This is a genomic window from Gemmatimonadaceae bacterium, from assembly GCA_019752115.1.
In the GTDB taxonomy this organism is placed as follows: domain Bacteria; phylum Gemmatimonadota; class Gemmatimonadetes; order Gemmatimonadales; family Gemmatimonadaceae; genus Gemmatimonas.
In genome coordinates this window covers 190145-204674 of the sequence record JAIEMN010000024.1, presented here as the reverse complement: position 1 = coordinate 204674, position 14530 = coordinate 190145, and the positions used below count along the sequence as shown (strand labels likewise).

Below are 14530 nucleotides of genomic sequence, written 5' to 3'. Positions count from 1 at the left end.
ACTGAGGCGCGCTCCGAAACCATCCGGAGCGCGCCTCAGTGTTCTCTGTGACTCTGTGCCCTCTGTGCGATCAGCTCAACCCCACTCAAGGCAGCGCGACGTCCTGCCGCAGCCGAATATCCCGGCTCGACGCCCCCACCATGATGCGCCACGTCCCCGGCTCATCCACGAGCCGCATCGACGCATCAAGAAAGCGCAGCTGATCACGTCGCACGTCGAACGACACGCGCTGTGTCGCGCCCGGCGCGAGCGAGAGGCGGGCGAAGCCCATCAGCTCCTGCACCGGCCGCGCCACACTGGCCAGCACGTCGTGCAGGTAGAGCTGTACCACCTCATCGCCCGCGAGGCGCCCGGTGTTGGTGACGGTAAAGGTCACGCGGAGTGCCACCGCGTCGCCCTTGGGGCGGACATCCACGGCCAGCTCACGATAGGCAAACGTGGTGTAGCTCAAGCCGTGGCCGAACGGAAAGAGCGGATGCCCGGTGAGATCGAGGTAGTCGTCTCCGCGCCCCGTGGGCTTGTGCGCGTAGTAGAGCGGCACTTGCCCTTCGTGCATGGGGAAGGTGAGCGGCAGGCGACCCGCAGGAATCACGCGGCCGAAGAGGATGTCGGCCACCGCATGGCCGCCGGCCTGACCGGGATACCACACATCCACCACGGCATCGACCTGCTCGAGCCAGGGCATCGTGATGGCGCTGCCGCCCACCAGCACAACCACGGTCGGCGTACCGGTCGCCGCCACGCGCCGGATCAGCTCCTCCTGGCGACCGGGGAGGCCGAGCTTGGCGCGATCCCGAAACTCCCCCTCCTCGATGCCCGCCACGACGATCGCCACCTGACTCGAGCGCGCGGCGGCCACGGCCTCGGCGATATCGCGCTCCTGCGTATCGGTGACGCCGGCATCCCACAGCAGCTTGAGGCGGGCATTGCCGGTGGCTTCGAAGTACTCGAGGCGTACCCGATGCGTGCTGCCGCCGCGCAGGGCGAGGCGCGCGCGCTGCGTGCCGTAGCTCGCCTTCTGCCAGCGATCAATGCGCAGCGTGTCGTCGATCCAGAGGCGATAGCCGTCGTTCCCTTCCACGGCGATCGTTCGGGCACCCGTCGCCGGGACCGTGAGCGTGCCGGTCCATCGCGCCGAGTACCAGTCGTACGGAATGCCGCGCCCGGGGGAATTGAGTGTCCACTGGAAGTCCACGTTCGCGTCCACCCGCGTGAGCGTAACCGCGCCATCGCGCGTGATGTTCGGCCAGTACTCCCCGGTGAGTCCGGCGACCGACTTCCCGTCACGCTGCGTGCGGAACTGGGCGGCCGGAATCACCGCGAGATCGCGCGCGAGCCGTGGAACCCCGCGCAGCACGCGCACCGTGCTGCCGGCCGGCGCGCCCGCACGGAGACCGTCGGCGATGCTCACCAGGCGCGCGCCCGGTGGCGAATACCCACCGGCGCGCGCTTCGGTGGCATCGCCCCCGATCACGGCAATGCGGCGTACAGTCGGCGCCAACGGCAGCCGGCCGCGGGCATTGCGTAACAGCACCAGCGATTTCGCGGCCGCTTCGCGCGCCAGCGCCACATGGGCCGGGGAGCGCGCGGCGGCCGCCGCAGAGTCGGGATCCGCATACGGTGCATCGAAGAGACCGAGCGCAAACTTCACGCGCAGGACGCGCGCTACCGCACTGTCGATGATCTGCGGTGCGATCCCGGCGTTCCGGAAGGCATTGAGGTACGGCCGGTGCTGCTCGTAGCTCGACTGGAAGATCACATCGAGTCCGGCTTCCAGTGCGTGCCGGGTCGCCGTGGCGGTGCTCGCTTCGGTGTGATGCAGCACGGTGGCGCCGCCGGTCGCGGCGGCATCGGAGATCACGAACCCCGGAAAGCGCCACTCGCGCTTGAGCCAGCTCGTGAGCAGCGCCGCATTCTGCGTGGCCGGCGAGCCGTCCACCGAGTTGTAGGCGCTCATCACGCTCCGCGCGCCCGCGTCGTGCACGGCGCTTTCGAAGGGCGGGAAGTAGCGCTCGCGCAGCAGGCGCTCGCTGAATTCGATCGGGTAGCTGTCGCGCCCGCCCTCACCGACATTGGCGATGAAGTGCTTGGGCGTCGCCACAACACCGCGACGTTCGAGCGTGCCGATATACGCGCGCCCCATGGCGGAGGTGAGGTAGGGATCCTCACCGTACGTCTCCTCCACGCGCCCCCAACGCACGTCGTTCGCGATGTTGATCACCGGCGACAGCGACATGCGGATCCCGCGACTGCGGGCTTCGTCGGCGATGGCGCCGGCCACGCGGGCGACGAGGGCGGTGTCCCACGTGGCCGCGAGCGCGATGGCCTGCGGGAAGGTCGTGGCCCCTTCGCGGCCAAGGCCGTGCAACGTTTCTTCGAACGGGAGCAGCGGGATGCCCAGGCGCGTCGAATCGACGAAGTAGTGCTGTAGCGCATTGATCCGCTGCGTGTGCGCTCGCGCGACGCGATCGGCGGCCAGGGTGTCGGATCGCGCGGCGTCGGCGCGCATCCCGGCGGGGAGGTTGATCTGCAGGCCGAAGGAGCCGGCGCTGTAGTCGTGCGACGCGTCGTCGCGATCGCCGGGAATCATGAACAGCTGCCAGAACTTCTCGGCGAGCGTCATGCGCGGCAGCAGGTCCTGCGCGCGCGCCGCGGCGCTCAGGCGCGACGAGCGATACGGCGCATCCGCGGGCGGGCGCGACGTCGTGTCACGCGGGAGCGTGGTTCCCTGCGCGGCGACGATCGCGGGGCAGGCGAGACTGGCGAGCAGCAGGATGCGGGGCAGGGCACGGAAAGGCATGCCCAAGGCTACCGCCCGGTGGCAGTGGTGCCAACCGGACCGCCCCCCGCCGAACTACTTCCGGATCTCCAGCGCCGCCTGTGCGGCCGTCAGCTCGGCGCCGCCGAAGTCCATCACTGCGTAGAGCGTGTACTTGCCCGGCGGCAGCGTGGGCATCGGCACGCGGAAGACCTGACGCTTGCCGGCTTCAATCCGCACCGACTCCACGATCGGCACGGTCGCCACGAGGGAGTCGTCTTCGGTGCGCACCTGCAGCTCACCGAGCAGCGCGGTGGCTACCGTGCCGGTGTTGCGGTACACGACTTCGAGCTGCTTCCCCTTGAGCACCACGTCGGACACTTCGCCATCAACCGTATCCGGCCGCGCGGCGGTGGCCACCGGCGCCGCCTGGGCGCGCACGGTCGCGGCCGGGTAGAGGGCCAGCAGGGCGAGCAGGAACATCGCCACCACGACGAGCGGGGCACGAAGCCATGAGGTCCGACGAATGGGCTGACGCATGCCCCTTCCTACTGAAAGGGTCGTGCCAGCCTGAACCGTAGGAAAATCCCCCGTCGGACACCGAAAACTGTGGACCAGGGGCGACAGGTGCTGTCGCACGCCCACGGCTGCCGGGGCCGTCCCGCGCCCCCGCCGCGCCGCCGCGACAGGTCAGCGGTGCGCGTGGCGGATGCGCAGGAGCTGGACCTGCTGCTTCACCACATGGTCGCTGTAGGGCACGGTGTCGGTGCGCACCAGCTCGAGCCCGTTCGTGGGGAGGGCGTCACGAAAGGCGGGCAGTGCCAGTCGCCCCGGATCGGCAATGATCGCTTCGCCATCGGGCGCGAGCGCGCGGGCCAGGCACTGGGCCACGAGCGTCGCGTACTCCTTCTCGTAGAGCACATCGGCGGCGATCACCACATCGAACTGCCCCAGGTCCTCGGGCCAATGGCGCCAGTTCACCATCCGCACCGCCGGTTCGAGCCCCAGGTTCCGCGCGGCATTGGCGCGCGTCATGTGGATGGCCTGCTCGTAGTAGTCGGTCGCCGTGACGGTGAAGCCCGCCGCCATGGCGGCGACGGTGTCGAGCCCGAGCCCGCAGCCGAGTTCGAGCAGGCGGCGCCCGGCCCCGGCCTCCGCGAGCAGCGCATGCGCCAGCACCCGCGCCGACGGCCAGAGATCGGCCCAATAGGGCAGGCGCTCGTCAACCACGTAGTCGGATTCGGTGATCAGATGATCCGCATTCTGTGGCTTGTGCAGCACGACGGTGCGCGCCGTCGGACCCACGCCGATCGTGACCTCCTCGGTCGCCACGGTGAAGCCCCGCGCGAGAGCGGCGTCGAGGGCCTCACCGTGCAGGTCGGCCAGATGCGCGTAGCTCGGCAGGGACGGCGTCGCGTCGGTCATGCGCGGGCCACGAGCGGTGGCGCATCGGGCAACAGGATGGCGTGCATCAGACTCTCGGGGTCAACGCGGGACTGCGACTCGGGGACGACGAGCAGCGCATCCGCCAGCGCCATGGAACGCAGCAGGTTGGAGCCCTGACCGCCGGAGAGGCGCGCTTCCAGCACGCCATCGGCGCCGGCCGACAGGGCGACACGCAGAAAGTACGTCAGCGGCGCCGGCGTTTCGGCGGCATCGCACATGCGCACCGGGAGTTTCACGTGACACACCGTGGCATGGCCACCGAGCTGGCGGATGAGCGGCCAGGCGAAGAGCGAGCCGGTCACCATGGTGGACACTGGATTGCCCGGAAGGCCGATCCACGGCACCTCGCCGATCATTCCGGTGCCGATCGGGCCGCCGGGGCGGATGCGGGCCCGCCAGAACCGCTGCACACCGCCGATCGCCGCCAGAGCGTCGCGCGTGTAGTCGTGCTCCCCGACCGACACGCCGCCGGTCGTGATCAGCAGGTCGCAGGACGCCACCGCGGCGCGCAGCGCGTCGGTGAGGGCCTCCAACGTGTCCGGCACCAGCGGCGCCATGGTTACGTCGGCGCCTGCACTGCGCAGCAACGCCGGCAGCGCGTAGCTGCTCGACGCCACGATGCGCGACCCGGTCTCCACTTCGTCGAAGCGGTCGAGAAGCACCAGTTCGTCGCCGCTCGATACGATCGTCACCCGCGGCCGGCGATAGACCGGCACCGCCGCCAGCCCGATCGCCGCCAAGGCCCCCAGATGCGAGGCGCGAAGCGACGTGCCGGCGGTGAACACCACACGGCCGGGCTCGATATCCTCGCCGCGCGGGCGCACGTTGGCGCGACCTTGCGCGTCCCGATCATCGAGCACCACGACGGTGTCGCCCTCACGCCGCGTGTCCTCCACGCGAATCACGACATCCGCGCCCGGGGGCATCGGCGCGCCGGTCATGATGCGCATCGCGGTGCCCGGCTGCACCCACGGGAGCTGCGTCGGATCACTCCCCGCCACACTCGCACCAATCAGCGGCAACACCCGCGGGGCATCGGCACGAGCCCCCACCACATCGGCGCGCCGAGTGGCGATGCCGTCCATACCGGCATTGTCCCAGGGCGGCAGGGCCACCCGACTCGTAATGTCCTGCGCGAGCGCGCGCCCTAGCGCCTGCTCCAGCGGCACGAACTCCAGGGCCGGTGTGCGCCGCGGCACCTGATCGAGAATCGCCGCGAGCGCCTCGTCGTAGCTCAGGCTGCGCGCCGGCGCGCTCATCGACGGCTGCTCACTTGGCCGGCGCGTTCACGGCCTGCACGCCCAGCGAGCGACCCGCCAGCATCGTGACAAGCGCGTCCTGCACCCGCTCCACTTCCCGCGTCGGCACCGTGTAGTTGTTGCAGAGCAGGGAGAAGAGCACCAGCTGCTGATCGGCCGTGGTCACATAGCCCGACAGCGAGCGCGCCTTGTCGAGGGTCCCGGTCTTGCCGCGCGCGTTCCCCTGCGCCGGCGTGCCCTTCATCCGGTTGCGGATCGTGCCATCGACCCCGGCGATCGGCAGCGCATCACGATACACCGCGAAGTGCGGCGAGCGGCGCATCGCATCCAGCACCTTCACGATCGCCCGCGGCGACACGTAGTCGTGCCGCGAGAGGCCGCTCCCGTCCCGATAGGCCGCATCGGCGCCGGTCACGCCCCAGCCAGCCAGCGTGCGGGCCGCCACGGCGCGCGCGCTGTCCACCGACCCACTCCCCGACGCTACGCGGCCGCTCGTGCGGAAGAAGAGCTCGGCGATCTGATTCTGCGAGGGCTTCTGCATGCGGCGCAGCACATCGGCGAACGACGCCGACTGCAGCACGACCAGCGTATCGGCCGCGCGCTTTGCCGTGTCGCGCACGGCGAGCGGGCGCTGCTGCACCACGATACCGCTGTCGGCCAGCGCTTCCTGCAACGCGGCCAGATACGCGTCGTTCGGATGGCGATACGACACCGTGGTTACCACGCTGTCGCCCAGCCGCAGCGACCCGCTGATCACGAGCGTTTCGCCGAGGCTGTCGTACGCCGCGCGAATCGGCTCCGGCCGCTCGCTGCCGGCGATCGAATCGCGTGTCACGGCGTCGATACGCAGGCGCGGATAGCGCGCCGTGGGCGCGCGTTCGACGGTCACCGGTTTGCCAGCCTTCGCGGCCGCCCGGATGCGCAACGTGAGCTCGCCTTCGTTGAAGGTCAGCTCGTCTACAGGGGCGCTGTACTCCTCATCGAAATCATCGAAGGCCCACCCGAACCCGGTCGTGGCGCCGGGAAAGGCATCGCCCTCGGCGCGCAGCCGACCGGCAATCCGCGTGATGCCGCGCGCTCGGAGCGCCGCGATCACCGGCGCGAACGCCTGCGCGGCGCGCCCGCCCTGCAGGGTGTCACTGACGCTCGGATCGCCGCTCCCCACCACCAGCAGATCGCCCTGCCAGACGGTGCCACGCGCGCGGCCCGCGAGCAGCACCGGCGTGCGCCAGCGGAAGTCGGGCCCCAACCGTTCCATCGCAATCGCCGCCGTGAGCAGCTTCTGATTCGACGCCGGCATGAAGATCCGATCGGCATCGAGTGCCACGAGCGTGTCGCCACGCACCGGGTCCACCACGAGCATGCCCCATCGCGCGTTGCGCCACATCGGCGCGGCCTTCACCGAATCCACGAACGCCTGCACCAGCGCCTTTGTGGTCGGGGCGGCCACCACCACCGGCGAGGGATTGACGGGAGGCGGCGCCGGCTCCGGTTGCTGCGCGGGGACCGTGGCCACCGGTGCGGACGCGCGAGCGCACGCCGCGCTCAGCAGCGCCGCGGCGATGTACAGGGGCCGGCGGACCACTCGCATCACGCGTCCACCTCATAGGCGCTCGACAACGTGCTGTCTTCGGCGAGGTTCACCTTCACGACCCGCGCCGTGGTGTGCGCCAACGCCGCCTGCACGCGCTCGCAGATGAAGCGCGCGAGATTCTCCCCCGTTGGAATCAGCTTCCCGTCGGCAAACTCCGGCACATCGAGATTGATGTTCCGGTGATCGAAGCGCTCCCGGACTTCCTTGGCGAGCACGCGATCGAGGAAGCCGAGATCCACCAGAAAGCCGGTCTCTTCATCGACCGGCCCGGCCACCGTCACATCACAGACGTACGTGTGGCCGTGGTAATGCGGGTGGGCACAGGCGCCGAACACGTCGGCATTCTCCTGATCGCTCCAGTCGGGGCGACGGTAGCGATGCGCGGCCGCGAAGGTGACGCGGCGCGTGAGCGACGTGCGCGGCATGCGCCTAGCGGAAGATGGGGAAGGTGATGCCGAGCGAAACGACCTTGTTGGGGCGCCACGCGCTGCGCTGCCGGGTGAGCGTCAGCACCGAGGTCGTATCGGAGGCCTTCACGTAATAGGTGTCCGGGTACTGGTACTTCCAGAACACATTCGACACGTCCAGGCGCAGCTGCGGGCCATGACGCGGGATGTAGCGCAGGACGCCGCCGTAGGTGAACGAGAAGTTCGAGCCGAACGAATACTGGCCGCTGTCGGCCTTGGCGAAGTCACTGGCCATGCCGACGCCGGCGAAGACGCTCGGGAGGAAGCGGCGATAGGTCTTCTTGCCGGTCAGATCGAGATTGAGCCCGCCATCGATCACCTGCGTGAAGACACTCGGCGTGGCCACCACGCGCGTGGCGCGCGGGTTGCCCGGCTTGAGCTCATTGCGTTCGGACGGGGCGCCGATGTAGCGCACGAACAGGCCGGCCGGGCCGCCGACGCGGATGTCGTAGCGCACCATTGCCAGCGGGCCATCCTTGGGGGCGACACCGGCGGGATCCTTGCCGAGCAGCAACTGGCCCGCCGAGAGCGTGAGCGTCTGAAAGACGGCGTAGTCCTCGTACGGACTCTTCGACGGCGCATGCCCGACCTGGGCGCGAACCACCACCGGAGCGAGAAGCAGCGTCGCGGCAGCGACACGACGGAACGAAGGCAAGGACACGGGCATCAGGCAGAGACCGGGGCGGAAGCCGAAGGCGTGAGATCGCGCAGGTCGCGACCGGTGATGTCGGCAGGAAGGGGAAGGCCAAGCAGCGCGAGCGCCGTCGGGCCGACGTCGCACAACGCCCCACCCGCGCGCAACGGCACCGTCGCGTCGGGATCGAGCACGACGAGTGGGACCGGGTTGGTGGTGTGCGCGGTGTGCGGCTGGTGCGTGAGCGGATCCACCATCACATCGGCGTTGCCGTGATCCGCGGTGATGATCAGCCGCGCGCCCCCCTGCTGGGCCGCTGCGAGGATGCGTCCGAGACACGCGTCCACGGTTTCGGCCGCCTTGATCGCCGCCGGCAGCGAGCCCGTATGCCCCACCATGTCGGTGTTGGCAAAATTGCAGAGCATGAAGTCGTGCGTGCGATTGGCGAGCGCGTCGCAGAGAATGTCGCAGACACCGCTGGCGCTCATCTCCGGCTGCAGGTCGTACGTCGCGACCTTCGGACTCGCCACCATGCGCCGATCTTCACCGGCGAACGGTTCATCACGCCCGCCATTGAAGAAGAACGTGACGTGCGGGTACTTCTCCGTCTCCGCCGTACGCAGCTGCGTGAGCCCGGCGTTGGCGATCACTTCGCCCACGAGGTTCTGCATCGACTGCGGCGCGAACGCGACCGGGAAGGGGAACGCGTCGTCGTAGTTGGTCATCGTGGTGATGGCCACCTGCGGGCGCGGTCCGGTGTCGAAGCCGCTGAAGTCCGGCATCGCGAGGGCCCGCAGCGACTGCCGCATGCGATCGCTGCGGAAGTTGAAGCAGATGATCGCATCGCCGTCCTTCATGGGCGCGAGCGCCCGCCCGTCCGGGCCGGCCATCACGTACGGCTGCACGAACTCGTCGGTGATCCCGGCATCGTACGAGTGCTGCAGCGCCGCGAGGGCGTCGGTCTCGATCGGCGCGTCACCCAACACGGCCGCACGGTACCAGCGCCCCGTGCGCTCCCACCGGTTGTCGCGATCCATGCCGAAGTACCGCCCCGACACCGACGCCAGCTGCGCCTTCCCCGCGAGATGGACCAACGTCTCGTTGAGGAATCCCATCGCGCTGGTGGGCGGCGTGTCGCGCCCATCGAGCAGCGCATGCAGCACGATGCGTGGCACCTGCTGGCGCACGGCGAGATCCACCAGCGCAAACAGATGCTGGTCGAACGCGTGCACCCCGCCATCGCCGAGCAGCCCCACGAGGTGCAGGGTGCCGCCGTTGTCCTTGGCGTGCCGGCACGCGGCGACCAGGGTCGGGTTGCTGTAGAACGCACCGGATTCGATCGCGGCGCCGATGCGGACCAGATCCTGCATCACGACGCGCCCGGCGCCCAGATTGAGGTGACCGACTTCGCTGTTCCCCATCTGGCCGTCCGGTAATCCCACCGCGCGACCGGAGGCGGTCAGCAGCGTTCGGGATTCGTGACTCCAGATACGGTTCCAATTCGGCGTGTTGGCCAGCAGAATGGCGTTGGCGTCGCGCTCCTCGCGATAGCCCCATCCGTCCAGGATGATCAGGGCCACGGCGCGCGATGGACGAGCAGACATCGGTCTCCAGGGTGAGGGACGTCAGGATGCAGCAATCTAGCGGAATCATCCGGGCTCACGGGCCATACCCGCGGGTGCTGGCAAAGTCCCGGCGGGGCGCATGAGCCGTTTCCGGTTCCGGCGGCGGAGCGTCATCCTCGCCGTCAGTCTCCTCGTGCTGCTCGTCGCCGACGGGCTGCTCCTCTGGCGGCGCGCCCGCTATCGCGAGGAGATCGAGCGGCTGCGCGCCGGCATGACCGCCATGGAGCGGCAGCGGGCCGACGCCATCGTGGCCGCCGACAACGACAAAGCCGCCGTCATGCTGGAGCTGATGCGGCGGCAGTCCCAGGGAGATGACGCCATTCATCTGGCCGTGAACACCGACTCGGGCTATGTCGCCCTCGAGCGCGGTGCCGCCCGGTTGCGGGTCATGCCCGCCGAGATCGGGCCGGAGCGCCGGGTGGGCACCCCGCCGGATACCGTGCACATGGTCGTCCCACGGGGCGTGCGTTCGATCGAACGGCTGCTGGGTGACTCGGACCGATACACGCTCCCGGCGTGGGTATGGACCGACCGGGGACTCCCGGTCGCCAGCGAACGCGCCGGGGCCGGGTGGACGGGCCCGGCTGCGATCGTCACCACCGGCGGTACGCTGCTCTACGCGCGCCCCTCGGCGGGGCCCCTCGCCGACAGCGCCTATGTGATGCCCGGCGCCATTCGGCTCGCGGCCCGTGATCTGCGCGCCATTCGGGAGAACCTGATGGCCGGCACGCGGGTGTACTTCTTCTGATGACCACCTCTCCGCTCTCGATGCCGCCGGCCAAACGCCGCGGCTGGTGGCGCGCCCCGCTGTGGCTGCTCGCCGCAAATCTGGTGGTCGCTGCGCTCACGGCGTGGTTGCTCTTCCTGACCGTCCGCGTGCGCTTCCAGCGCGACGTCGCGCGTCTGGTCTACAATGACAACACCGAGGCGCTGGAGCAGGCCGTCCTGCAGGCCGGCAGCGATGCCGACAGCCTGCGCGCGGTGCTGGGGGCCACCGCGGCTCCGGCCAATGCGAACATGCCGTACATCGTGGTGTCCATCGCCGAGCGCCGCCTCTGGTACAAGCAGGGCGACAGCGTGCTGTTCACGGCCCCGGTCGCGACCGGTTCCGGCAAGCAGCTCGTGGTGAAGGGGAACAGCCAGGTGCTCCGCTTCGAAACGCCGCGGGGGCGGCTCGTGGTGCAGCGACGCGACTCGGCGCCGGCGTGGATTCCGCCCGACTGGCACTATCAGGAGCAGGCCAACAAACGGCGCCTGGGCGTCACGCAGCTCGTGCGCGGGCAGGCCATCCGGCTCCGCGACGGCTCCCAGCTCACGGTGCGGGGGAACGACGTGGTCCGGCTCGGGAAGGACGGGTCGGTGCAGCCGCTGTCGGCATCCGATGGCCGGGAGATCGTGGCCGATGGCCAGATCGTCATTCCGCCATACGGAACAAATCAGCGGAAGTACGGGGACGTCCTGGGCACCCGCCGCCTGTACCTGGGCGACGGCTACGCGCTGCACGGGACGAACAACCCGGCGAGCGTGGGGCAGGCGGTCAGCCACGGGTGCGTCCGGCTGCGGAACCCTGACATCGAACGGCTGTACGACCTGGTCGCTGTGGGGACCCCGGTTTTCATCTACTGATGAACCCGTCTCGGTGCATCACAAACGTGACCTAAATCGCAGCCCGGCATAGAGTTTCGCCCTGTGCCGGCGCTGTGACTCCGGGGGCTGTGCGGCTATATTTCCCCGCTTGTCGCTCGATCGTCTGTAGGGGGTACCCGATGCCGGTTGTCCGAGGCACCGATCGCGCGCCACACCCGAGTCCGTGACCCAGCGTTCTTCTGAAACCCCCGGGGGCCGTTCGCCCCGTGTTCGCATGCCGCGTCTGACCATCGTGGCTGGCCTTCTGGCCAGCGCCGCGCTGGTCGCGTTTGCGCGTCCGGTCCCGGCGAGCCGCCCGGCCCCCGTCGCGACGCGCGCCGTCGCGGCGCGGACGTCGATGCCGCTGCTCGACTCCCTGCGTGGCGCGAGCCGCAAACTCCGCGCCCGTTTCGTGAGCCCGCGGGTGGCCAGGGGGCTGCCGATCCTGCGCGAACTGTTCGGCGACAGCGCCGCCGTCCGTGCCGGTGTGTACGCCGCGGGCGATTCGACGGGCGCGTTCCACTTCATCACCATGCGCCCCTTTGCCGATAAGGTCGGCGGGCGCATCGGCAGCTATCGGATCGGGTTCTTTCCCGCCGAACAGCGGGGCATCCGTTCTGACGCCTATGGCAATCCGGAAGGCTTCCTTGAGGTCACGTCGGGGAATCAGGATACGCCGATCTCGGAGCATTTCCGTCTGCGCGATTTTCTCACGCACGATCAGGCGCACGTCTGGCCCAAGTATCTGGTGCTGCGTGAACCGCTCGTGGACAAGCTGGAGCTGGTGCTCGACGAGCTGCGCGACATGGGTATTCCGGCGCGTGCACTCCGCGTGATGTCGGGGTTCCGCACGCCGCAGTACAACGCCCAGGGCGTGGGCGCCGGCGGTCGCGTGCAGGACAGCCGCCATCAGTATGGCGATGCGGCCGATGTGTATGTCGTGAACGGCACGCGCGATTGGATGAGCGATCTCAATCGCGATGGCCGCGTGGATACGCGCGATGCGCGTGTGCTGGCGCAGGCCGCGGAGCGCGTCGAGCAGGCGCATCCGGAGCTGACCGGCGGCGTCGGGATCTACAAGGCGACCTCGGCGCATGGACCCTTCGTGCACATCGACGTGCGGGGCACCCGCGCGCGATGGGGCGAGCTGTGAGGTCCGCATGATTCAGCGTCGCACCGCCATCGTACTCTCGGGGCTCGCCGCCATCACGGCGGCCCTCATCTATCAGCCGCCGGGCGAGCTGATGGCCGACTCGTCGGCCGAAAGCTCCAAGGGCGCCGTGCCCCGCGTCGAGGCCTCGCCCGAAACGCGCGGTCTGAGCGGCGACGTGGCGATGCAGTTCGTGCGCGCCGGTGAGCGCGTGGCGTTCCCGGTGCGCGTGCGCGCGGCGCTCCCCAGTGCCCGGGCTGGCTTTACCTATCAGTGGGTGGCGGTCGGGTCGAATGCATCGGGCGATGTCTCCCGTCCGCTCGACAGCGATACGCTGCTCGCGCCGCTCACGCCGGGCTTCTACGAGCTCGTGCTCAAGCGGGGCGGCATTCATCAGCGCATCACCGAGCCGCGCCTCGCGGTACTGGTGCCCTTCGAACTCAAGCTGGGCACCACGCTCAACGGCTACCAGATCGGGCATTATCCCGCCGAGTGGAGCTCCGATGAGCAGGGCGAAAAGCCGGCCGGGTTCGCCGAGGTGAATGAGGCCAATCTCGATCTGCCGCTCACCAAGCATCTCAAGGTGCGCGACTTCGTCACCCACGATCAGCAGACGGTCTGGCCGCGGTATGTCGCGATCGACCCGCGCGTCCTCGACAAGATCGAGCTCGTCATGCGCGAGCTGGCGCGGCGCCGGGGTGAAGAGGCGATGGAGTTCGATCTCGAGGTGCACAGCGGGTTCCGCACGCCGCTGCACAATGCCACCGTGGAAGGGTCGGCGCGCGATTCGCGCCATCTCTATGGCGACGCCGCCGACGTGGCGATCGACGCCGATGGCGACGGCCGCCTGACCATCTTCGATGCCTACCGTGTCGAACAGGCGGTGGATTGGGTGGAGCGTCTCCACCCGGAACTCGCCGGTGGGCTCGGGGTCTACAGCAGCCGGCGGTTTGCCACGCCATATTGCCATATCGACGCGCGCGGCGAACGGAAACGCTGGCGCGGCTGAGCGCGTAGGGCGTGCCAGGAGGAAGCCCCGATGAATCCGTACGTCCGCGACCGCATCAATCGCAAACTCGACACGCTCTCCGATGAGCGGCTCTATCAGGTGCTCGACTACGTCGAGTTCCTGGAGACGAAGTACGCCGAAAAGCCGGCGCCCGTGACCAACGTCTTCCAGCGCTTCGCCGATGGGGTGGAGGACAAGCTGCGCGCCGGTGGACTGGCGGTGAGCACCGTCTCCGAGGCGATGGGCTTTCTGAACAAGGCCATGGGCGTGCTGACGAACGTCGCCGAGACGACCAAGACGGTCGCCACCGACGTGGTGACGGCGGCGAAGACCGCGGCCGATCAGATCGGCGCGCCCACGCCGGCCGAAGCGGCGGGCGCGGCGGTCGCACCGGCCGCAGCGGCCACGGCCACCACGCCTTCCGCTGCTCCGGCAACGCCGCCCCCCACCGCGCCCCCGACCGCGCCGCCCACCCATGGCGTCTGACGGCCCGCGCCGCGGGATGCGGCGGGCGGTGATGCACGCCATCCGCCTCATCCCGAACTACATCCGGCTGCTCTTCGGCCTGTTTCGCGATGACCGGGTGTCGCGGACCGACCGCCTGCTCGTCCTTGGCGCGCTGGCGTACGTCATCTCGCCGCTCGACTTCATCCCCGATGTGATTCCGTTCCTCGGGGAAGTGGACGATCTGTTCCTGATCGTCCTCGCGCTGCAGCGGCTGATCGATCGGGCCGGCCACGCGGTGCTCCTCGATCACTGGCGCGGCGACCCGGCGGAGCTCGAGACCTCGGGGCTGATGCGCGTGCTCTCGGCGGCCAGCTATTTCCTGCCGCCCGCGCTGCGGCGGCGCATCCGGCGCCTCGCCCGCGCCTGAGGCACGGGCTGCCGGCACCCGGCGGTCCGGACCGGATCGGATCGCCGCCTCCGCTGGAACCGACGTCCTCCTGATAGTACATTTCAGG

Annotated in this window: 14 protein-coding genes; 6 read left to right on the top strand and 8 right to left on the bottom strand. The window is 69.4% G+C overall.

Going from position 1 to position 14530, the window contains the following annotated elements:
• Positions 1-85 precede the first annotated feature (85 nt).
• The 8 genes from K2R93_13555 to gpmI all read right to left on the bottom strand — a co-directional run bounded on the left by K2R93_13555 (position 86) and on the right by gpmI (position 9762).
• Positions 86-2800 (bottom strand): glycoside hydrolase family 3 C-terminal domain-containing protein, encoded by a 2715-nt coding sequence (locus tag K2R93_13555; protein ID MBY0490862.1) that lies wholly within the window; start codon positions 2798-2800, stop codon positions 86-88.
• 54 nt (positions 2801-2854) lie between these two features.
• Entirely contained in the window at positions 2855-3298 is a 444-nt protein-coding gene (locus tag K2R93_13550; protein ID MBY0490861.1) for a hypothetical protein, read from the bottom strand.
• 150 nt (positions 3299-3448) lie between these two features.
• A complete protein-coding gene (locus K2R93_13545) occupies positions 3449-4183 on the bottom strand; it encodes a methyltransferase domain-containing protein (protein ID MBY0490860.1) in 735 nt (244 codons plus the stop codon).
• Positions 4180-5463, bottom strand: coding sequence for a molybdopterin molybdotransferase MoeA (locus K2R93_13540; GenBank protein ID MBY0490859.1), 1284 nt, complete (start codon positions 5461-5463; stop codon positions 4180-4182). Before K2R93_13540 ends, K2R93_13545 begins: the two co-directional genes overlap by 4 nt.
• Before the next feature lie 10 nt (positions 5464-5473).
• Complete coding sequence (gene dacB, locus K2R93_13535; protein MBY0490858.1) at positions 5474-7057, bottom strand: D-alanyl-D-alanine carboxypeptidase/D-alanyl-D-alanine-endopeptidase; 1584 nt, start codon at positions 7055-7057, stop codon at positions 5474-5476.
• Positions 7054-7482, bottom strand: coding sequence for a 6-carboxytetrahydropterin synthase (locus K2R93_13530; protein MBY0490857.1), 429 nt, complete (start codon positions 7480-7482; stop codon positions 7054-7056). Before K2R93_13530 ends, dacB begins: the two co-directional genes overlap by 4 nt.
• A gap of 4 nt (positions 7483-7486) precedes the next feature.
• On the bottom strand, positions 7487-8185 hold the full coding sequence (locus tag K2R93_13525) for a hypothetical protein (protein MBY0490856.1): 699 nt from the start codon (positions 8183-8185) through the stop codon (positions 7487-7489).
• A gap of 5 nt (positions 8186-8190) precedes the next feature.
• Positions 8191-9762, bottom strand: a complete 1572-nt coding sequence (gene gpmI / locus K2R93_13520) for a 2,3-bisphosphoglycerate-independent phosphoglycerate mutase (GenBank protein ID MBY0490855.1) — start codon at positions 9760-9762, stop codon at positions 8191-8193.
• Between the two features lie 100 nt (positions 9763-9862).
• Here gpmI and K2R93_13515 point away from each other — a divergent pair, with 100 nt between their 5' ends.
• From K2R93_13515 to K2R93_13490, 6 genes are all read left to right on the top strand, one after another.
• Positions 9863-10531 (top strand): hypothetical protein, encoded by a 669-nt coding sequence (locus K2R93_13515; GenBank protein ID MBY0490854.1) that lies wholly within the window; start codon positions 9863-9865, stop codon positions 10529-10531.
• Positions 10531-11409, top strand: coding sequence for a L,D-transpeptidase (locus K2R93_13510; GenBank protein ID MBY0490853.1), 879 nt, complete (start codon positions 10531-10533; stop codon positions 11407-11409). The genes K2R93_13515 and K2R93_13510 overlap by 1 nt, the downstream gene beginning before the upstream one ends.
• 235 nt (positions 11410-11644) lie before the next feature.
• On the top strand, positions 11645-12562 hold the full coding sequence (locus tag K2R93_13505) for a hypothetical protein (GenBank protein ID MBY0490852.1): 918 nt from the start codon (positions 11645-11647) through the stop codon (positions 12560-12562).
• Positions 12563-12569: 7 nt separating this feature from the next.
• Positions 12570-13568: a hypothetical protein gene (locus K2R93_13500; protein ID MBY0490851.1), complete on the top strand. Its 999-nt coding sequence runs from the start codon at positions 12570-12572 to the stop codon at positions 13566-13568.
• Positions 13569-13598: 30 nt separating this feature from the next.
• Positions 13599-14054 (top strand): DUF2281 domain-containing protein, encoded by a 456-nt coding sequence (locus K2R93_13495; GenBank protein ID MBY0490850.1) that lies wholly within the window; start codon positions 13599-13601, stop codon positions 14052-14054.
• On the top strand, positions 14044-14442 hold the full coding sequence (locus tag K2R93_13490; protein MBY0490849.1) for a DUF1232 domain-containing protein: 399 nt from the start codon (positions 14044-14046) through the stop codon (positions 14440-14442). Before K2R93_13495 ends, K2R93_13490 begins: the two co-directional genes overlap by 11 nt.
• Positions 14443-14530 lie beyond the last annotated feature (88 nt).